The sequence below is a fragment of the Pedobacter sp. P26 genome (assembly GCF_050632135.1).
In the GTDB taxonomy this organism is placed as follows: Bacteria; Bacteroidota; Bacteroidia; order Sphingobacteriales; family Sphingobacteriaceae; genus Pedobacter.
In genome coordinates, this window is the sequence record NZ_CP192574.1 from 445,909 (window position 1) to 465,380 (window position 19,472).

Annotated in this window: 17 protein-coding genes; 14 read left to right on the top strand and 3 right to left on the bottom strand. The window is 35.3% G+C overall.

Annotation, left to right across the window (positions count from 1 at the left end; genetic code table 11):
* The first annotated feature begins 103 nt into the window (after positions 1-103).
* The 11 genes from ACQ86H_RS02230 to ACQ86H_RS02280 all read left to right on the top strand — a co-directional run bounded on the left by ACQ86H_RS02230 (position 104) and on the right by ACQ86H_RS02280 (position 12,769).
* Positions 104-892, top strand: coding sequence for a polysaccharide biosynthesis/export family protein (locus tag ACQ86H_RS02230; RefSeq protein ID WP_431293727.1), 789 nt, complete (start codon positions 104-106; stop codon positions 890-892).
* 43 nt (positions 893-935) lie between these two features.
* On the top strand, positions 936-3,299 hold the full coding sequence (locus ACQ86H_RS02235; protein WP_431293728.1) for a GumC family protein: 2,364 nt from the start codon (positions 936-938) through the stop codon (positions 3,297-3,299).
* Positions 3,300-3,320: 21 nt separating this feature from the next.
* Positions 3,321-4,568 carry a glycosyltransferase family 4 protein gene (locus ACQ86H_RS02240; protein ID WP_431293729.1) on the top strand — a complete coding sequence of 416 codons (1,248 nt, stop codon included), beginning with the start codon at positions 3,321-3,323 and terminating at the stop codon, positions 4,566-4,568.
* Between the two features lie 287 nt (positions 4,569-4,855).
* The gene (locus ACQ86H_RS02245) at positions 4,856-5,731 is read left to right on the top strand and encodes a hypothetical protein (RefSeq protein WP_431293730.1); all 876 of its coding nucleotides are present in this window, start codon (positions 4,856-4,858) and stop codon (positions 5,729-5,731) included.
* Positions 5,732-5,980: 249 nt separating this feature from the next.
* Entirely contained in the window at positions 5,981-6,379 is a 399-nt protein-coding gene (locus ACQ86H_RS02250) for an acyltransferase (RefSeq protein ID WP_431293731.1), read from the top strand.
* Between the two features lies 1 nt (position 6,380).
* On the top strand, positions 6,381-7,523 hold the full coding sequence (locus ACQ86H_RS02255; protein ID WP_431293732.1) for a glycosyltransferase family 4 protein: 1,143 nt from the start codon (positions 6,381-6,383) through the stop codon (positions 7,521-7,523).
* 5 nt (positions 7,524-7,528) lie between these two features.
* Positions 7,529-8,221 carry a hypothetical protein gene (locus ACQ86H_RS02260; RefSeq protein ID WP_431293733.1) on the top strand — a complete coding sequence of 231 codons (693 nt, stop codon included), beginning with the start codon at positions 7,529-7,531 and terminating at the stop codon, positions 8,219-8,221.
* A 156-nt stretch (positions 8,222-8,377) separates the two neighbouring features.
* Positions 8,378-8,695 carry a glycosyltransferase gene (locus ACQ86H_RS02265; protein ID WP_431293734.1) on the top strand — a complete coding sequence of 106 codons (318 nt, stop codon included), beginning with the start codon at positions 8,378-8,380 and terminating at the stop codon, positions 8,693-8,695.
* Between the two features lie 568 nt (positions 8,696-9,263).
* The gene (locus tag ACQ86H_RS02270; protein WP_431293735.1) at positions 9,264-9,671 is read left to right on the top strand and encodes a hypothetical protein; all 408 of its coding nucleotides are present in this window, start codon (positions 9,264-9,266) and stop codon (positions 9,669-9,671) included.
* The gene (locus ACQ86H_RS02275; RefSeq protein ID WP_431293736.1) at positions 9,604-10,485 is read left to right on the top strand and encodes a glycosyltransferase; all 882 of its coding nucleotides are present in this window, start codon (positions 9,604-9,606) and stop codon (positions 10,483-10,485) included. The genes ACQ86H_RS02270 and ACQ86H_RS02275 overlap by 68 nt, the downstream gene beginning before the upstream one ends.
* 190 nt (positions 10,486-10,675) lie before the next feature.
* Positions 10,676-12,769, top strand: a complete 2,094-nt coding sequence (locus ACQ86H_RS02280) for a right-handed parallel beta-helix repeat-containing protein (protein ID WP_431293737.1) — start codon at positions 10,676-10,678, stop codon at positions 12,767-12,769.
* 51 nt (positions 12,770-12,820) lie between these two features.
* On the opposite strand, the gene ACQ86H_RS02285 is transcribed toward ACQ86H_RS02280, so the two are convergent.
* The 3 genes from ACQ86H_RS02285 to gmd all read right to left on the bottom strand — a co-directional run bounded on the left by ACQ86H_RS02285 (position 12,821) and on the right by gmd (position 16,175).
* Positions 12,821-13,903: an acyltransferase family protein gene (locus tag ACQ86H_RS02285; RefSeq protein ID WP_431293738.1), complete on the bottom strand. Its 1,083-nt coding sequence runs from the start codon at positions 13,901-13,903 to the stop codon at positions 12,821-12,823.
* 225 nt (positions 13,904-14,128) lie between these two features.
* Positions 14,129-15,061, bottom strand: a complete 933-nt coding sequence (gene fcl / locus ACQ86H_RS02290; protein WP_431293739.1) for a GDP-L-fucose synthase — start codon at positions 15,059-15,061, stop codon at positions 14,129-14,131.
* 1 nt (position 15,062) lies between these two features.
* On the bottom strand, positions 15,063-16,175 hold the full coding sequence (gene gmd / locus ACQ86H_RS02295) for a GDP-mannose 4,6-dehydratase (protein WP_431293740.1): 1,113 nt from the start codon (positions 16,173-16,175) through the stop codon (positions 15,063-15,065).
* Positions 16,176-16,488: 313 nt separating this feature from the next.
* On the opposite strand from gmd, the gene ACQ86H_RS02300 reads away from it, so the two are divergent.
* The 3 genes from ACQ86H_RS02300 (at position 16,489) to ACQ86H_RS02310 (ending at position 19,436) form a co-directional block, all read left to right on the top strand.
* Entirely contained in the window at positions 16,489-17,883 is a 1,395-nt protein-coding gene (locus ACQ86H_RS02300; protein ID WP_431293741.1) for a UDP-glucose 6-dehydrogenase, read from the top strand.
* A 162-nt stretch (positions 17,884-18,045) separates the two neighbouring features.
* Complete coding sequence (locus ACQ86H_RS02305) at positions 18,046-18,648, top strand: hypothetical protein (RefSeq protein WP_431293742.1); 603 nt, start codon at positions 18,046-18,048, stop codon at positions 18,646-18,648.
* A complete protein-coding gene (locus tag ACQ86H_RS02310) occupies positions 18,591-19,436 on the top strand; it encodes an exopolysaccharide biosynthesis polyprenyl glycosylphosphotransferase (protein WP_431293743.1) in 846 nt (281 codons plus the stop codon). The genes ACQ86H_RS02305 and ACQ86H_RS02310 overlap by 58 nt, the downstream gene beginning before the upstream one ends.
* Positions 19,437-19,472: the final 36 nt, after the last annotated feature.

Consider the following 19,472-nt stretch of genomic DNA (forward strand, 5'->3'; position numbering starts at 1 on the left):
TATGTTTGAAATTTAATAGGGTAGCGATCTAAACTGAGGTAATTTACGTAACCTTGTAAATTAGTATGAAATTTGATTATTTTGTTTTTAATATAATGTGTCTATGAAAAAAATATTGTCTGTTATTAAGCTAGCTTGTATAGCATGGATAATTGTACCATTGTTAACTGGCTGTGTGAGTACAAAGAATGTTCCTTATTTTCAGGATATAAGTTCTGCGGAAACCTCGGTAATTCCCAATGTCAGTACTTTCAAGGAGCCTACTATTCAACCAGATGACATTTTGTCGATTTCTATTTTCACGATTGATCCGACTACATCGATGGTCATCAATCAAATTGGTACACAATCACTAGCCTTAAACCAGGCTACAAACGCATCCAATAGTGGCTTTTTAGTGGATAAGAATGGCGAAATTGAACTTTCTGTAATTGGAAAGGTTAAATTGCTTGGTTTAACGACTTTTCAGGCTAGAGATTTGATTTATGCCAAGGCCGCTTTAAGTTATAAGGATCCAAATGTACAAGTTAGATATGCTAATTTCAAGATAACAGTTTTAGGCGAAGTAAAAAGTCCGGCTACATATACTGTTCCAAATGAAAAGGTTACTGTTCTCGATGCTTTAGGTATGGCCGGAGATTTGACAATATATGGTAAAAGAGAAAATGTCTTATTGGTAAGAGATAATAACGGAGAGAAACAATTTGCCAGATTAAATCTAAATTCCGCAGACCTTTTTAAGAGCAGTTTTTACTATTTAAAACAAAATGATGTTCTTTATATTGAGCCAAACAAAGGTAAAGCAGCTTCCCTCAATACGGCCAGAGCACAAACAATTACATTAGTAGGTACGGCTTTAACAGTTATAATCGCATTAATATCCAGATTGTAGCGAATTATGAGATTTTATTCTCAAATTATTTTATAAAAAATCTATGATTACTTCTTCCAAAATGGATTCAAAGGAAAATTCAAATACCAGTTTTAGACAGATACTATTAAAATATTCATCTAAATGGCATTGGTTTCTTCTTTCACTTTTAATATTTATCGGCATTGGATATCTGTACAGCAGATATACAACGCCAATGTACCGCATTACTGCTCGGATACTTGTTAATGATGAAAAAAAGGGAGGTGGATTTTCTGCAGGAAATGATGTGTTGGGAGATTTGAGTGGTCTTTTAGGCACAAAAAGTACTGTTGATAATGAAGTTGAGATACTTCGGACCCGTTATTTAATGGAACGTGTCGTTGCGGACCTTCAGTTGAACATTTCTTATAAAAAGGAAGGTCGAATAAATGGTATAGAAGTGTATAACTCACCTTTCATTATCAAACCTGTCCATTTAAAAGACACTATTTCAACCACAGAAATAACACTTAAAGTATTAGCCAATAATAAGATCTCGTTAAAAACTGATGATTTAGATACTACTATCACATATGATAAGACAATTAATATCCGTAGGGTTGGCTATTTTCAAATAAACCGGAATTTTAATGTAGCAGCTATTCCAGGTGACTATACTGTAACGATTTCTTCGATAGATAGTAAGGTTTCTGAACTTATGAAGAATTTGAATGTAACAGTTACAAACAAACTAGTAACGATCATAGATTTATCTTTAAATAACTCTATTCCACGCCGGGGAGAGGATATTTTAAACAGACTAATTTTCAATTATGTTCAAGAGAATCTTAAAGACAAAAATGAGGTTGCTGATAGCACTATCGCTTTTATAAAGAGAAGGTTGTTAATAATTGGAAGCGAGCTGGGGGGAGCAGAGGGCGATATTCAACAGTTCAAACAAAAGAATAATTTGGCTGATATGAGTGAGCAAGGTAAGTTACTTATACAAACGTCTGGGCAATATCTTGATCAGCTTTCTACAGTAGAAACAAAAATTTCCATTCTGAAGAGCTTGATTGAATATTTAGATGAAAATAATAAAAGTAAAAGAATACTGCCGAGTTCTTTAATCCCTGCTGATATGGTTTTTACAGGGGCGATAGAAAAGTATAATTCATTATTACTGGAGAGAGGCAGAAAGTTAATTGGGTTAACAGAAAATAACCCAATTATTCTTAACATTGATAAGGAAATATTGAATGCCAGATCTGATATAGAGGCAAATTTAAGGAGTACTTTAGATGGATTTCTAATAACAAAAAACAACTTAAAAAAGCAGATGTCAAGTGCCGAAGGACAGATTCGACAGGTTCCTGAAACTGAACGTAATTATTTGAAATTGGCCAGGCAGCAGCAGATAAAGCAGGAACTTTATATCTTCTTAATGCAAAAGAGTGAAGAGACTGCAATCTCTAAAACTGGAACCATTGCTAATTCTAAAGTAATTGACCCCCCTAAATCTGATGCATATCCATATGCCCCAAAAAAATCTTTAGTTTATTTGTTTTCATTTATTTTTGGTTTGATTTGCCCCATTGCTTTCATTTATTTGAAAGATTTATTAAATGTTAGAGTTGAAACAAAACAAGATATTGTTAATGCAACGGATGTAGCTGTTATTGGAGAGATTAGCCATAGTTCAGATGAAGATTTGGCAATTGCTAATAGCCCTAGGTCAGCAATTTCTGAACAATTCCGAGCGTTACGCACTAATCTTTCGTTTTACTTGCAGAAGGGATCGGATAAAGTTATACTACTGACATCTAGTATGTCCGGTGAGGGAAAATCTTTTATTGCCATTAATTTGGGGCATATACTAGCGCTTTCTGGTAAGAAAGTTTTACTAATGGAGTTAGATTTACGTAAGCCGGGATTAACTAATAAAATGGAAATGCAGAATGGTGTGGGATTTACAAATTATATCATTTCAGAATCTATGACCGCGAAAGATATAGTAAAGCCAGTGAAGCTTAACCCAAATCTTTTTCTGGTAAGTTCTGGCCCGATTCCCCCAAATCCTGCAGAAACTTTAATGAATTCACGCGCAAAGGAGCTTTTGGAAGAATTACGAAAAGAATTTGATTATATTATTATTGATGCTCCGCCAGTAGGAATAGTAATTGATGCACAACTACTGTCTCCATACGCCGATATGTGTGCGTATGTTGTACGTCAAAAATATACCTTTAAAGAACAACTCGCAATAGTTCAGGAACTTTCTCAATCAAAGAAATTCAACAAGCTTGGTATCGTTGTGAATGATATAAGCGTTTCCGAAGGTTATGGTTACGGCTATGGTTATGGCTATGGCTATGGTTACGGTTATGGCACTTATGGTTTGGATTCTACTGCCAATAACAAAAAATGGTGGAGGTTTGGTAGATAGTCAACTAATTTTAAAGATTGAATGAAAATATTATGGTTTACCAATACACCTTCGAGATATAAAGTTATTAAAGCTGGATATAACGGAGGCGGATGGATTTCTTCCTTGGAACAGGAGATGTCCAATAATAAGGAGATAGAACTTGCTGTTTCTTTTATGCATCCAGATAAAATCTTTAAAGCAAAAGAAGGTAGCGTAACTTATTACCCTATTTCTATATCTCATTCTTTTTTTAAAAAAATTAAGGGAGAAATTTTTCAAGATAGCCAGGATAAAAAAGAAGTTGCTTCTTTTTTAGAGATTATCAATGACTTCAAACCTGATATCATTCACGTATTTGGTAGTGAGAGAAGCTTTGGCCTTATCTCGAAATATACTGACATTCCAGTTGTAATACATATTCAGGGAATTTTGAATCCATATTTAAATGCATGGTTTCCACCAGGGACAAATGTTCTTGATTATTTCCGATATAATAACCTGGTACAGATGTTAAAAATTCTCAAATTTTATAGAGTATTCAAACACAATTCCAAGAGGGAGGTCGAGATTTTAAGTAATTGTAATTATTTCTTGGGGAGAACTGATTGGGATAAGGCTATTGTCAATATTTACTCACCATTGTCGAAATATTTTTACTGTAGCGAAATATTACGTTCTGTTTTTTATGCTTCAGAGCAATGGAAAGTCCAAAAAAGAAAAACAATAAAATTGATATCAACAATATCAAAGTCTGACTATAAAGGTTATGATGTAGTGCTAAAAACTGCTAGGCTTCTAAAAGAAATTATGGGAGTTGAATTTGAGTGGAATGTATATGGAATAAAAGAATATAGGTTTTGGGAACGGAAACTTGGATTTAAATCTGTGGAAGTAAATGTAAATTTATTAGGGGTAGTCTCTGCAGATCAATTAGTAGAAAATATTTTGCAATCTTCTATCTATGTCCATCCATCCTATATCGATAACAGCCCTAATAGTGTCTGCGAAGCTCAAATCATTGGCATTCCCGTGATTGCCGGTAACGTTGGTGGGATGAGTAGCATCATTAAGGATGGTATATCAGGAATCTTGGTACCATCCAATGATCCGTTTACTTTAGCTGCTAAAATCATTGAATTAAATAATGACAACAATTTGTGTAGCGAAATAGGAATAAATGCGAGGACTATAGCAATGAAACGACATAATATTACTGATATCGTACAGCAAAACATGTCAGTTTATAAATTATTGTTTGCAAATGCAATAAATCAGGAAAATGTATAAGCAAAATTTAACTAGTCAGGCTAATTATCTTGTATATTTTATTTTAAGTATTATCCCTGTTATTCAACTTGGATTGTCGTTTTACGTTTCTTTTTTTTTTAAGTTTCCTAATTGTATTTTTATTTTCTATAAAAGGACTAAAACTGGATAAAGCCACTGCCATCATAACTTTTGCTGGTGCTTCAATTTTTTTATTAAAGGGATTTTTGCTGTCGTTTGTCTCAGTCGAGACTCGGGATGTATTTATTCCGGTACGAGAAATGTTCTGCTACGTCGGTTTATTCTTTATGGCATCGGAATTATCAAAAGCAAACTTAGAGATAAATACTATCCGGCGTTATTTTTTATGGTTCTTTATTGTTGTACTTACATTAATATTAATTCAGTCTCTTTTTATTTTACAAGGACAGTACCTTGGGTTTCCAATACAGTATTTTGCAATTAATCAAGGTACCTTAGCGAATGCAGATAAAGCGCTAATGTATGGTACCAGATTTAGACCAACGTCATTTTATGGTGAACCATCATATACTGCTTGGATTGTAGTATCTTTTTTGGTAATTATTTTGAGTCGCATTGAATTCACAAATAAGGTCAAGTGGTTATTAATATCATTTTGTTTGACAATAGTTACCATATCCCAATCGCTTTCTGGAATTCTTGCTGTGTGTATTTTAACAGCAACATGGATAACTACCGGAACTGGCAAAAAGCTGAATATAAAGTTTATTTTTCTTTCCGTTATTGGAATTATAATAGGGATTTCACTTGTCTTATATTTTTCCGAAGATTTTGCCAACAGATTATCGGCGATATTGTCAAACTCAGACGAATCATCTACGGTGAGATTTAATAACCCGTTAGTCTATTTCAATGGAATGATAGAAAACAATTTATTATTTGGTGTTAGTAATTTTGGGGACCTTGATATTGATAATGCCGCTTGGGGATTGGTCATACAATATGGAATTTTGTCTGTTGCAATTGCCATATTGGTAATAAAATTTCTAGGTAATAAGTTTTTAATAATTTATTTTTTTATAGCAATGAATTTCAATGGTTCTCTTTTTGGTTTTGATAAGATTTTGGTAATAAGTATGGTTGTTGGATTGAGTAGATGCACATTTTATCAAGCAAAATCATTAAGGCAAATGATAGATTAATACAAAATAAAATAGCAGGTCAATGAAAGTAAGCAATAATCTGAAAAAAAAATTAGAGATATAATGTATTGGTGGAGATATCCAGTTGACATATTATATTGTTCTGTTTTTATTGGACATTGGCATCATACCTGGCGGTTATGGGGATTTCCCCTTATCCAGAAGCATCGGAAAAGTAAGTTGATAATTGGGGATCAATGGATTGCCTGTAGTTCTGCTAGGTACAATTCACTTGGTGTATTCCAAAGAATGATATTAAAAGTTCTTAATCCTGGATCGCAGCTAATAATTGGTAGAAACGTAGGCATGTCAGGAGGAACTATTTCCTGTTCATTGTATATTGAAATTGGAGATAATGTATTAATTGGCAGTGGAGCTGCTATTACTGACAGTGATGCGCATCCTATTAATCCTATGCTAAGAAACGATTCAAGTCAAATTCTCATGGCTCCCGTTGTTATTGGTAATGATGTATTCATTGGGGCTCGAGCAATTATCCTTAAAGGTGTTAATATAGGGAAAGGTGCAGTAATTGGCGCTGGCTCTGTTGTTGCCCGAGATGTTCCAGAAATGATGATCGTTGCAGGAAACCCCGCTAAAATAATTGGTGATGTAAGAGACCCAAAGTTTAACAAAAAATTGAATTAATATGTCAGATTTTAATAAAGAACAAGTATTCTGGTGTGGATCTGTTTTAAATCATGCTGGTTTAGAGCGTTATAAAGGGGAAACACCAGCAGCAACTCAGTGGTCTAGAGGATTAATAACAGGTATTCAAAATAACGAAGTGAATGTTAAATTATTTGCTCCAGTTTGGGATGCACTTTTTCCTAAGGGCAAACTTTTTCCCGGGGATGCGAAATACTTAGATGAAAGTTATAATCAGACATTGGTAAAATACATTAACGCGCCAGTTTTAAGGACAAGTTCTGTTGCATTATCGTTAAAATTTCAGATAAAGAAAGCTTTGGGAAGTGGAAATAAACCACTGGCGATCTTAAACTATAATACCTATCCTCACTATGTCAAAGCGTTGAAATCAATTAAGAAGGAATATCCTGATATACCATGGATAAATATTGTGCTTGACCTTGATGACCCTTTAACAGATAATTGGGGAGGATTCTTAAATGATACTAAGGAATCTGATGGTTGCGTTTTTTTATCGTGGTGGGGTTATCAAAATGCACCAGTTTCTAATAAATTGCATCTGGATTCGGGATGGAGCGGTTCACTTCCAGTAAATGTATTATCTAAACGAAAAAAAATCATATACGCTGGAAAGCTTTTTGATTATGGCGGTGTGCAGGATGTTGTTGACGCGATAAGTTTGGTTGCAGATAGAGATGTTGAATTTATTTTTTATGGAAAAGGCAGTCATGAAGGCCTAAATAAGTTAGCGGCAGTAGACAGTAGAGTTGTTGTAAAAGGATTTGTTTCTGATGATGAACTTCACAAAGCATGTTGTGAAGCCACAGGCTTTTTATCCCCAAGAGATGTTAATTACCATGGAACAAAAATGATTTTTCCGTCAAAAATTCTGTTTTATTTACAATATCGAAAGCCTATAATAAGTCAATTGTTGCCTGGTCTATCTCCAGATTACAAAAAATTGTTAATCCAACCAGATACAGATGAGCCAGTTTCCTGGGCGCGCTCAATTGAAAAGATCTTAAATTTTGCTGTTGACGATTTAACAGAATATGAAAAGAATGTTTCAGCATTTTTATTGAAAAAGACGTGGGACGCACAGGGAAATAACTTAATTAATTTCATTAAGAGTCTATATTAGTTTATATGAGAATTTTGCGTGTTATAAATACAATGCACCCCAGTTATGGGGGGCCATGTCAAGGTATCAGGAACTCTATTCCTGAATTAACTAAAAATGGAGTTATTAATGAGGTGGTGTCCTTGGATGATCCAAATGATGATTTTATTGAAAAAGACAACTTTATAATTAATGCATTAGGAAAAGGAAAAGGCCCATGGTCCTATAATCCTGGATTAATACAGTGGCTATTGAATAATTTTGAGAGATTTGATGCAGTAATTGTTCATGGGCTTTGGCAGTATCATGGATTTGCGGTTTACAAGGCGCTTAGAAAATATAAGAAGAAATTTGCCAGTAGAGTTTCTCCAAAAATATTTGTTATGCCTCATGGAATGCTGGATCCATACTTCCAGAAAGCTGAAGGCAGAAAAATCAAAGCATTACGAAATATTATATACTGGCAGATTATCGAAAAACGGCTGATAAATTCTGCCAATGCAATATTGTTTACTTGTGAGGAAGAAATGAACCTCGCAAAATTATCGTTTAGCGGTTACCATCCTAATAAAGAAATTAATATTGGTTATGGAATACAAAATCCACCTGCTAATGATATGAGGTTTAAAAAAGCATTTATGGAAAGGTGCTCCGGAATCAAAGAACAGTATTTTCTTTTTTTGAGCCGGCTTCATGAAAAAAGGGTGTGGATTTATTAATAAAAGCTTACCTCAAGTTAAAGACTGAAGGATATGATTTGCCAAATTTAGTTATCGCAGGCCCTGGTTTGGATTCCCCGTTTGGAAATTACTTGCGAGGATTAGCATTAAATGATCCAGAAATTTTTTTCCTGGAATGTTAAGTGGTGATGCAAAATGGGGGCTTTCTATGGTAGCTCTGCATTTGTATTGCCTAGCCACCAAGAAAATTTTGGAATTGCTGTAGTTGAGGGCTTAGCCTGTGGTAAGCCAGTGTTAATTACAGATCGTGTAAATATATGGAGAGAAATAGAAAATAGTAGAGGTGGTTTAGTAACAACGGATACAGAAGATGGTGTTTATAATATATTAAAAGAATGGCGAAGTAAGTCTATTGAAGAAATAGAGGCTTATGGAACGGGAGCAAGATTAGCTTTTACTAATTATTATACGATAGAAAGTGCAGCAGGCAAATTGGTGTCAGCAATTATGTAATGATTTTATGTCAAATATTAATGCGCAAAAAACGCGAGTAAAACTTGGGGATTTTGATTCTAGTGTTGGTCTGGATCGTGGAGCAAGTAAGTTTAAAGAAGCAATTTGGTACCTTATAAAGACTTTTTTTCTTATCGGCATTACCGTATCCTAATTCGTTAAAAATAAAAATTTTAAGATCTTTTGGGGCGAAAATTGGAAAGGGCGTTGTAATTAAACCCAGGGTAAATATTCATTTTCCATGGAAATTGATCATCGGTGATGACGCTTGGATTGGTGAAGAATCGTTTTTATTAAACTTCGAGACTTTAACCATTGGAGATAACGTTTGTATTTCACAAAGGGCGTTTTTGTGTGGAGGCAATCATGATTTTACGGTTTCAGAGATGCCATACCGAAATGGCCCAATCACCTTAATGCCTGGATGTTGGATTGGTGCCTCAGTTTTCATTTCGCCAGGAGTTACTATAGGAATCGATACGGTAGTAACTGCAGGCTCAGTTGTAACCAATACTTTAGAATCTAATTCAATTTATAAGGGGAATCCCTTAGTTTATATCAAACCTAGATGGAAGTAAAAAAGAAAATATTAGTACTAGGAATTAATTGTTTGCCCGAACTTACTGGTATAGGAAAATATACTGGAGAAATGATCACTTGGTTAGCTGATCAGGGGCATGAAGTTACCATGGTAACTGCTTTTCCTTATTATCCTCAATGGAAAGTTGAGGAATCGAGTTCTAATAGATTTTATAAAAAAGAAATCCTTCAGAATGGGAAATTGAAAATATACAGGTGTCCATTATATGTGCCTTCCAGCCCAACTGGATTAAAGAGATTGATTCATGAAATTTCATTCTTTATGTCTTCGTTTTTTGTGTTGTTCAGGTTATTATTTAAGCCGAGACATGATGTTTTTTTCTATTGCGCCGCCATTTCATTTGGGATTTTTAGCACTTTTTTATCGGTTTTTTAAGAGAACACCAATTGTTTATCATATCCAAGATCTACAGATTGAGGCAGCTAAAGAATTGAATATGTTGCCTTCCCCACTTTTCTCCATGCTATTTAGTATGGAACGATTTATATTAAATAGTGTAAATATTGTGACGACAATATCCGAAGGTATGAAACGAAAGATCGTTAAGAAAACAAAAAGAAATGTAACGCTTTTTCCTAATTGGGTTGATACTTTTGAATTTCATCCGGTTGTTGGCCGTAATGAGTTGAAATTAAGGTGGGGTTTTCTTCCTAATGATAAGATTGTTTTGTATTCGGGAAGTATCGGAGAAAAGCAAGGGCTAGATGCTTTGATTAGAATTGCTCATGAACTCAAATCATATAGCGATATTAAATTTATTATTTGTGGGACAGGACCATTTAAAAATAATCTGGTGCAATTGACTGCTGATCTTATGCTTCAAAATGTTCACTTTCTTCCTTTACAAGGAAAGGATGTTTTTAACGATTTCCTCAATATCGGCGATATTCATATTGTGTTACAAAAAGCAGACGCCAGTGATTTAGTTATGCCTTCTAAATTAACAACCATACTTTCAATTGGTGGACTGGCGCTGATTACTGCTAACTTAGGTACAACGCTTTGCGACGTAGTTTTAACCCATCAAATGGGTGTTGTCGTTATTCCTGAGGATGAGAACGTATTGAAGGAAGCTATATTAAAATGTTGCAACGGCGACTTCTCATTGGAGAGAGCTAATGCTCGAAAGTATGCAGAAACAAATCTTAATAAAGATAATATACTAACGAAAATGGTCAATAATATTTAGGCCAATTTTAGATTCCTAATCATTTCAGGTTATTAACTTACTTATCCTAGTAAGTTATAGTGATATTCTTGCAGAAAAATTTAAGATTTTATCTTTTATAATAACAAAATTGAATGGAATCCGTTTAAATTTATACATTAGCGATAAGCGCCTATTTGTATATATTTTATTCACATAACTCAATAGAGATATGACATTCAAAGCTATTTTATTTCCATTTCTTTTATTGTTGACGGTTTGTTCCATTCGTGTAAAAGCAGAAACAATATATGTATCTACAAAAGGATCAGATAAAAACAATGGAACAGTTGGCTCGCCCTTACGTTCTTTGGAAGGTGCCAGAGATCGTATAAGATATCTTCGTAAAGCTGGCATGCAACGTGAGCCATTTGAAGTAATAATAGCGGGGGGCAGTTATTATATGTCTGAGCCTCTAGAGTTAGGTTTTGAGGATTCCGGGAGCCCTGATGCTCCCGTAACATTTAAAGCACAAACTGGTGCTAAACCTGTTTTTTACGGCGGCATTCCGGTGACAGGCTTTAAGGCTGTAAATAACAAATTATGGAAAGCAGATCTTATAAAATCAAATATAAATAACGTATTCGAGCAGCTATATGTGAACGACAGGAGAGCTATTTGTTCTCGCGCTCCAAATAATGGCTTTTTTCAGCCGGTATCTGTTAAGGAGACCATTATCAAAAAAGGTAGTGGAGATATTGCTGAAAAAGCAGAACAGCAAATTGTCTTAACAAGCGAGGCAGCAGAATTTTTAAAAGGCGTTTCTTTAGACGATCTCCAGAATATCGTTGTTACCTTTTATCATAAGTGGGACATTACTCGCAAAAGGATTGAAAAGTTTGATGTGAATAATAATTCTATAACAATATCAGGAAGAGGTATGAAGTCGTGGAATAAACTCGATAAAAATACCCTTTTTTATTTTGAGAATTTTAAGCGTGGACTGGACTCAGCTGGTGAATGGTTTTTATCTCAGGGAAGTTTATATTATATTCCAAAGGCTGGCGAATCAATTGGTAAATTAAACTGCATTGCACCGTTGATAGATAAGTTTGTTGAAATAAAAGGAACTAGTGCTAATAAAGTACAATACCTAAATTTCAAAAATTTAACCTTTAAAGTAGTTTCCTATATTACACCAAAAGATGGAAACGAGCCTATGCAGGCTGGCGCAAATATTGAAGCAGCATTTATGATTGATTACGCTAAGAATATTGAATTTAATAATTGCGAGGTTGCCCAAACCGGAGCTAATGCAATCTGGTTTAGAAAGGAATGCTTCAACAGTAAGGTTCAGCACAATTATCTGCATGACTTAGGGGCAGGTGGAATAAAAGTTGGCGATATTAAATTGAGCCAACAAGGAGCTCCTACAACGAGTAATATAGAAATTGACAACAATATTATTAGATCTGGTGGATTTGTTTTTCCTTGCGCTGTTGCATTAATTTCGTTTCACGCTAGCGACAATAGTTTTACACATAACGAAATAGCCGATTTTAAATATTCGGGAATATCAGTAGGATGGGCTTGGGGTTACGGGGCTAGTCCTTCCCAAAGAAATAAAATAGAATTTAACCATATTCATCATTTGGGTTGGGGGCAATTAAGTGATATGGGCGGCGTATATACCCTTGGTAATTCAAAAGGGACCACCATAAATAATAATGTAATACATGACATTTATGCTAATACCTATGGTGGTTGGGGAGTTTATACAGATGCTGGAACTACTGATATTCTGGTGTCCAACAACTTGATTTACAATTGTAAAGACGGCGCCTTCCATCAAGATTATGGTAAAAATAATATTATCAAGAATAATATCTTTTACAACCAAATTCATGCTCAATTAGAAGCAGCTGTAGTAGAAAAACATGTTGGTTTCTATTTTAGTCACAATGTTGTGGTTTATAATAGAGGATCTCTTTTCGGCACTCACTGGGATTCAGTAAATAGCGTTGTGGATTCTAATCTTTATTGGAATTCGTCAAGTAAAAAAGTGACCTTAGGTAACTCTTCGTTTTCAGCTTGGCAGAAAAAAGGCAAAGATTCGGGTAGTATTATTGATGATCCACAATTTGAAGATCCATTAAAGCTTAATTTTAAAATGCTAAATTCAAGAGCACTTAATAAAATAGGATTTATTCCCTTTGAATACTCAAAAGCAGGAGTGTATGGTTCTGCTGAATGGAAAAAACTGGCTAACTTAGATTCTTTGACAACTCAAAATTTTGTCAAGTTGTTAGCTAGAAGAGAACCATAGTTTATTTCTGGCTCATTAAATTGCTTTTCGTTGTATAAGTTATTTTATTTATCAACCCTTCCTCTTTCCAGGCATAAATCTTTTTTCGATTACAATATGAAATAGATAAGAAATCAATAATGCAATTGGGATAAAAAGTATGAACATTATTCCTAGACGTAAATCGATATCCATATTGTATTTCAGTGACATCAAGTTTAAATATCCTAGAATTGGCGAGTGAATCAAATAAATACTATAAGAAAATGCCCCAAGAAAAATAGCAGTTTTACTATTGCATAATTTTAAAAACAAGGGACGTTTATAATTGTTTATTTCGATTAAAGTGAAATTAATTATTATGACAGTTATGAAAAAACCGGTTAAAGTTTCGCTAATTATGTCTCGAGTAGTTCTAAATGAAATAAATATCATTAGAGCAAAGATTAAAAGAGTGGAGATTTTGGATGCTTTTGACCAGTTTAATTTTGAACGTAAATTTACATAGACCAATTCTTTTGAAAAACAGATGATTGCTCCCACCATTCCCATAGCAAATAAACCTAAATACCAGGGATGTATCAAACTAAGTTTAAGTGCTACTGCAACGCCAATAATATTTGCGAGAATAAACGAAGTTAGTAATCCATATTTTCTCCATACCCATAACAGTAATGGAAAGATAAAATATATTTGCCATTCTGTAGCTACGCTCCACATGGGGCCGTCTATCTTTAGAATCCATTCCCGAGAAAAATTATGAACAAGAAAAATATGTGATATTATTGAGCCTAAAGTAACTGGGATTTTTGAATCCCAGGCGGTATTTTGAATGGTTTGCATTATCGGAACTGAGAAAATGAAAACTAGAAATATCAGGAGGGCTGCATAATATGGAGGGATAATCCGCGTAAATCTTCTACTTATATATCTCTTAAAACCTCCCCTTAATTCCTTTCGCTCTGAAGTTGCAATTGGTATCGTTAAGCAAAAACCTGATAAAACAATAAATATAGCTACAGAAAAATGTCCAAAACTCAGAAAAATATTCAGAGGTTTTAGTGTAGATTTTAGGTAGTCATTTGTGTGCCCAGTAAATAATTGAGCATGATAGAACATTACATAAATAGCACTTATTCCTCTAAGTCCATCCAAAAATCAAATTTGGGAGTATCGGTATTCTTCATAAGCTGGCTTTTAGTTTAAATGATTCGTGTATAAAATTATAGATATTTTCATACACAAATCAAAATGGATAAGAGTTTCTAATTCGGAGCATTAGCTTTAACAGTTAATGCTCCGAATCAAATTATTTGGACGATTTAGCTTTTGAATGAAGTCGATTAAAGCGTCTGACAAAAGTTATATTTGTTGTCTCGATTAATTCCAATTACGATCTTTAACATCTTCATAAACCAGTCTAATTCCGTTTTCCAAAGACATTTTAGCCTTCCAGCCTTGAGCGTTGAGTTTAGTTACATCCATAAGTTTTCTTGGTGTCCCATCCGGTTTAGTAGTGTCGGTAATAATTGTACCGGTATAGCCAGCTACCTTGGCAACTAACTCGGCTAGTTCTAAGATAGAAACATCTTCACCGACACCAATATTAACAAGGCCCGACTCATTATAAGTTTGCATAAGATAAAAACACGCATCTGCCAGATCATCCACATATAAAAACTCTCTTTTCGGTGTGCCTGTTCCCCAAATGGTAACGGAATCTTCTTCATTGTTTTTGGCAGTAATTACTTTCCTAATTAGCGCTGGTAGAACATGAGAATTGTTTAAATCGTAATTGTCATTTGGACCGTACAAATTAGTAGGCATTACTGAAATGTAGTTGCATCCATATTGAGCACGATATGCATCACACATCTTTATGCCTGCAATTTTTGCAATCGCATAAGGTTCATTTGTGGGTTCAAGTATTCCGGTAAGCAGATAATCTTCTTTAAGCGGTTGAGGTGCTAATTTTGGATAGATGCACGATGAGCCTAGAAATAATAGTTTTGTTACGTTATTTAGATACGCAGAGTGAATTACGTTATTTTGAATCATAAGATTCTCATAAAGAAAGTCCGCACGATAGATATTATTTGCTAATATACCCCCCACTTTTGCTGCTGCCATGAAAACGTAATCTGGTTTTTCCTTACTGAAAAACTCTTTTACCGCCACTTGATCTCTTAAATCAAGTTCTTTTGAGGAACGCGTAATGATATTCTCGAATCCTTCTTGTTCTAGTTTCCGGACTATAGCTGAGCCCACCATTCCATTATGTCCCGCTACATATATCTTAGCTGATTGTTCCATATTACTCAAACTGATTCTTAACGGCATAGCCAGCTTCTTTCAACATTCTTTCTTTTTGAAAATGTTGGACATCTGATGTCATCATATCATTAACAAGCCCGGCAAGATCATACTTAGGTGCCCAGTTTAGTTTTTCTTTGCACTTAGTCGGATCTCCAATCAAAAGTTCAACTTCAGTTGGACGGAAATAACGCGCATCCACAGCTACAACTTCTTTTCCAATTGCCACCTGAAACTCAGGCTTATCACAGGAAACTACATAACCTTTCTCGTCTGCACCTTCTCCTTTAAATTCTAAAGTAACACCAACCTCCTTAAATGCCATTTTTATAAAATCGCGAACAGTAGTTGTAACCCCTGTTGCAATAACAAAGTCTTCGGGTTTTTCTTGTTGCAGGATTAACCACATCGCTTCCACGTAATCTTTAGCATGTCCCCAATCCCTACGCGCATCTAAATTTCCAAGATATAACTTCTCTTGCATACCCAAAGCGATTTTTGCTGTACCGCGCGTAATTTTTCTGGTTACAAAGGTTTCGCCGCGTAAAGGACTTTCATGATTGAATAAAATACCATTACATGCAAACATTCCATAAGCCTCTCTATAATTTACGGTAATCCAGTAGGCATACATTTTTGCAACTGCATAAGGAGAGCGGGGATAAAATGGGGTCGTTTCAGATTGTGGCACAGCCTGAACTAATCCGTACAGTTCGGAGGTAGAGGCCTGGTAAACTTTAGTCTTCTCCACTAATCCTAAGATGCGGATCGCTTCAAGAATTCTTAAGGTACCAATTCCATCTGCATTCGCAGTATACTCCGGGGTTTCGAAACTTACCTGTACGTGACTCATTGCACCCAGATTGTAGATTTCGTCTGGCTGAACCTGTTGAATAATGCGAATTAAATTTGTGGAGTCACTTAAATCACCATAATGTAAAACAAAACGTACATTGCTTTCATGTGGATCCTGATACAGATGATCAATACGGTCTGTATTGAATAATGAACTGCGTCGTTTGACACCATGCACTTCATAACCTTTTTTTAATAGTAGATCGGCTAAATAAGAGCCGTCTTGACCTGTAATACCAGTGATTAGGGCTTTTTTCATTTATTTTAAGGGTTTAACGATTTTGTGTTTGTTTGGGATATTTAATATTTTTCGGGAGATTTTTTTTATTATTAACGTTGAAATACTGCGAACACAGCATTTTTTTATGATTAATTCATGATTAGTTAATGTTTTCTTAAAATTTGCTCATAACGACTAATAATTTGCGGTAAATATATCGATTTCTGTTTGAAATTTTGCATGGTGTATATCGTACACTAAGTTTTTTTAAAAAAAATTATTTAAGATTGAAAAAGATTTACCTTTACGATAGTAATTAATAAATCCCTACTCGAAATCTAATACTTATTAAATGACAAAAATTACAAACATTTGTTGCATTGGTGCAGGATATGTTGGCGGCCCAACTATGGCAGTGGTAGCAAAACAGTGTCCGGATATTAAAGTTACAATTGTAGACTTAAATGAAGCGCGAATTGCTGCCTGGAATGATCCTGATGTTAATAATATTCCGGTTTACGAGCCCGGGTTAAGTGATGTGGTTGCCGAAGCCAGAGGTAGAAACCTGTTTTTTTCTACAGATGTAGATCAGGCCATTGCTGAGGCGGAGATGATTTTTATATCCGTAAATACGCCAACCAAAACTTATGGTTCTGGAAAAGGAATGGGTGCTGATTTAAAATGGATAGAACTTTGTGCAAGACAAATCGCGAGAGTATCCACTTCTGATAAAATCATTGTAGAAAAATCAACTTTGCCGGTTCGTACAGCAGAAGCGGTACGTGATATTCTGCATAATACAGGCAGCGGCGTTAAATTTCAGGTGTTATCTAATCCGGAATTTCTGGCTGAAGGTACTGCCGTAGAAGACTTATTGTCTCCTGACCGTGTACTGATCGGTGGAGACGACTCCGAGGAAGGCCAGGATGCCATTGCTGCCCTTGTGGATGTTTATGCGAACTGGATTCCCAGGGAACGGATCCTCACCACAAACGTTTGGTCATCGGAACTTTCCAAATTGGTAGCCAATGCATTTTTGGCACAACGGATTTCTTCTATCAATGCCATTTCCGAGCTGTGTGAAAAAACGGAGGCTAATATCAATGAAGTTTCACGCGCCATTGGTACAGACAGCCGTATAGGACCAAAGTTTTTAAAGGCATCGGTAGGTTTTGGAGGGTCATGTTTTCAAAAAGACATCTTAAATCTGGTTTATATCTCCAGGTCTTTTGGTTTGCAGGAAGTAGCGGATTATTGGGAACAGGTGATCATTATGAACAACCACCAAAGAAAGCGTTTTGCCTTAAATATAGTGAAGAGCCTGTACAATACGGTTTCTGGTAAAAAAATTGCTTTCCTGGGTTGGGCATTTAAAAAAGATACTAATGATACACGGGAATCTGCCGCTATATATGTAGCTGATGAGTTGTTGAACGAACAGGCATATATTCAGGTTTACGATCCTAAAGTACAAAAAGATCAGATATACCATGATCTGCAATATTTAGAAACCAGGTCTGTTGAATCAAATACTAGCGGGGTAAGTGTGTTTGAAGATCCTTATGAGGCCTGTGATGGTGCTCACGCCATAGCTGTTTTGACGGAGTGGGATGAATTTAAGGACTATGATTGGCACAAAATTTATTCAAAAATGCTCAAACCGGCAAAAATTTTCGACGGTAGAAATGTTTTGGATCATAAACTGCTTAAAGAGATAGGTTTTCAGGTAAACGGAATTGGTGTATAACACCTGTTAATAACGATTAATGGGCTATTAGCTAAATCTTTTGCCTTAATTTTTAGTTTTTATAAACATTCATTACAAATATCAAGTACTTTTTACTCCTGATAGCGCTTAGTTCCAAAACATTTGTTTAAATTTGATTTCGTCTAATCTCATTATTTAAGTATGAACTCCCCAACGAGATACTTATATCTGCTGAAGTATATTTTGCCGGTTACGGACTTAATTATGCTTAATGTGGTGTATTTTTCTACCTATTATTTAACACCTCTTTTAGGTAAAAACGTGCACAATGAAATCGATAGGCACCATGTGGTTGTCTGCAATTTGATTTGGCTCTTCGGATCTGCAATCTTTGGGCTTTACACCTCCTATGGGGCCAGAAAACTTGAGCGGATCTACAGGGGTACCTATCGTACGCTGGCCCTGCACTTTGTTTTATACTTGTCATACTTATTGTTTTCTGCAGAATATGAATTTTCGAGAACTTTTTTAATCATTTTTTATATTTTACTGGTTGGTGCATTTATCCTGAATAGATTTGTTGGAACGTTTATTCAATACGTTGTGATCAACAAATTTAATGCAGCAAAAAAAGTGGCTGTAATGGGATCAAATGAAACGGCTACGAGGTTGTCAGACTATATTCATAAGCAAAGAAGTTTAGACTTTTTGGATTTGTTGGTGATGATGATGATATCTATGATTCGATGGACGGTAATGACAGGATCTCAGAGAAAATGGGAAAAGCTGTCGAGTCTGGCGTGAAAGAAATTTATGTAGCGATAGCACCGCATAGGATGAATGATGTGAGCAGATTGGTATCCGTTGCGGATCAGCAGTGTGTGAGGCTAAAGTTTGTGCCTGATATTGGCGGAGCGTTGGCAGCCCCTTATACGATATCCTATATGGGTGGTGAATTTCCGATGATCACCTTGCGGAATGAACCTTTAGAGATCATGGGGAATCGATTCAAGAAACGTGCATTTGATGTGATTTTTAGTGCCTTTGTTATTGTATTTGTAATGAGCTGGCTCTATCCGATAATTGCCATCCTGATTAAACTCCAAAGCCCCGGACCTGTACTCTTCAAGCAGCTCCGGAGTGGAAGGAATGATGAGCCATTTTGGTGCTGGAAATTTAGGAGCATGAAAATCAATAAGGATAGTGATCATAAACAGGCTACTAAGGATGATGATCGAATTACTAAAATTGGACGCTTCCTGCGTAAAACAAGTCTGGATGAAATGCCCCAGTTTTTTAATGTCTTTTTCGGGTCAATGAGTGTTGTTGGCCCACGGCCGCACATGCTGAAACATACTGAAGAATATAAGAAGATCATCAGTCAGTTTATGGTTCGCCACTTTTTAAAACCAGGGATAACTGGCTGGGCACAGGTTAATGGGTTTAGGGGCGAAACAAAGGAGGATGATGCTATGGAGAACAGGGTTAAATTTGATATCTTTTATCTGGAAAACTGGACGGCTATGCTTGATGTGAAAATTATTTTTATGACGGTAATTAATGCCTTAAGAGGAGAAGAGAATGCCTATTAGTTTTGGGCAATACTTAATGATTCGACAAAATAAAAA

Excerpts from the sequence above, each read along its gene's own strand:
- ACQ86H_RS02230 (WP_431293727.1), top strand. The coding sequence starts at position 104 with ATGAAAAAAATATTGTCTGTTATTAAGCTAGCTTGTATAGCATGGATA.
- ACQ86H_RS02235 (WP_431293728.1), top strand. The coding sequence starts at position 936 with ATGATTACTTCTTCCAAAATGGATTCAAAGGAAAATTCAAATACCAGT.
- ACQ86H_RS02240 (WP_431293729.1), top strand. The coding sequence starts at position 3,321 with ATGAAAATATTATGGTTTACCAATACACCTTCGAGATATAAAGTTATT.
- ACQ86H_RS02245 (WP_431293730.1), top strand. The coding sequence starts at position 4,856 with ATGGCATCGGAATTATCAAAAGCAAACTTAGAGATAAATACTATCCGG.
- ACQ86H_RS02250 (WP_431293731.1), top strand. The coding sequence starts at position 5,981 with ATGATATTAAAAGTTCTTAATCCTGGATCGCAGCTAATAATTGGTAGA.
- ACQ86H_RS02255 (WP_431293732.1), top strand. The coding sequence starts at position 6,381 with ATGTCAGATTTTAATAAAGAACAAGTATTCTGGTGTGGATCTGTTTTA.
- ACQ86H_RS02260 (WP_431293733.1), top strand. The coding sequence starts at position 7,529 with ATGAGAATTTTGCGTGTTATAAATACAATGCACCCCAGTTATGGGGGG.
- ACQ86H_RS02265 (WP_431293734.1), top strand. The coding sequence starts at position 8,378 with ATGGGGGCTTTCTATGGTAGCTCTGCATTTGTATTGCCTAGCCACCAA.
- ACQ86H_RS02270 (WP_431293735.1), top strand. The coding sequence starts at position 9,264 with ATGGAAGTAAAAAAGAAAATATTAGTACTAGGAATTAATTGTTTGCCC.
- ACQ86H_RS02275 (WP_431293736.1), top strand. The coding sequence starts at position 9,604 with ATGATGTTTTTTTCTATTGCGCCGCCATTTCATTTGGGATTTTTAGCA.
- ACQ86H_RS02280 (WP_431293737.1), top strand. The coding sequence starts at position 10,676 with ATGACATTCAAAGCTATTTTATTTCCATTTCTTTTATTGTTGACGGTT.
- fcl (WP_431293739.1), bottom strand. The coding sequence starts at position 15,061 with ATGGAACAATCAGCTAAGATATATGTAGCGGGACATAATGGAATGGTG.
- gmd (WP_431293740.1), bottom strand. The coding sequence starts at position 16,175 with ATGAAAAAAGCCCTAATCACTGGTATTACAGGTCAAGACGGCTCTTAT.
- ACQ86H_RS02300 (WP_431293741.1), top strand. The coding sequence starts at position 16,489 with ATGACAAAAATTACAAACATTTGTTGCATTGGTGCAGGATATGTTGGC.
- ACQ86H_RS02305 (WP_431293742.1), top strand. The coding sequence starts at position 18,046 with ATGAACTCCCCAACGAGATACTTATATCTGCTGAAGTATATTTTGCCG.
- ACQ86H_RS02310 (WP_431293743.1), top strand. The coding sequence starts at position 18,591 with ATGGACGGTAATGACAGGATCTCAGAGAAAATGGGAAAAGCTGTCGAG.